Below are 431 nucleotides of genomic sequence, written 5' to 3'. Positions count from 1 at the left end.
GAGCCTCGCGAGCTCCGCTCGCTCCTCCGACGTCATCGGGCCGTTGGGATCGGCGGCCTGGTCGATCTCCGCTTGCTTGATCCAGCTCCGCAGGACGCTGACGCCCACGTCGAGATCCCGGGCCACCTCGGCGACGGACTTGCGTGAGCCGAGCGCGATTTTGACGGCCTCGGCCTTCTGCTCGGCGGTGAAGACTCTCCTCTTTCTCTTACCCATTGGTCTGTCCTCCAGTATCGCCCGTCGACGCCCAGCTGGCGAAGCGCAACTCGTCCACCGCGCTCCACAGTCATCCACAGGTTGCGAGCCCCCCCTGGACCCCCCTGGGGACCTCGGTTGCTCGCAGCGCCGGTGACAGAACGCTGCACTGATCAGCTACGACGACGAGGGGTTGTTTCGGTTGGAGGGTGTCCACTGAAACGGGGGAGGTCTAG

General features: G+C 65.7%; 1 protein-coding gene. It reads right to left on the bottom strand.

What is annotated here, in order from left to right; genetic code table 11:
* Positions 1-216, bottom strand: a 216-nt coding sequence (locus OEB96_RS00275; protein ID WP_266213370.1) for a transposase, incomplete at its 3' end; no start/stop codon positions are given.
* Positions 217-431: the final 215 nt, after the last annotated feature.

Source organism: Paraliomyxa miuraensis, from assembly GCF_026337845.1.
Classification (GTDB): Bacteria; Myxococcota_A; Polyangia; order Nannocystales; family Nannocystaceae; genus Paraliomyxa; species Paraliomyxa miuraensis.
The sequence above is the reverse complement of the archived record's forward strand: the minus strand, read 5'-3'. Positions and strand labels throughout refer to the sequence as shown.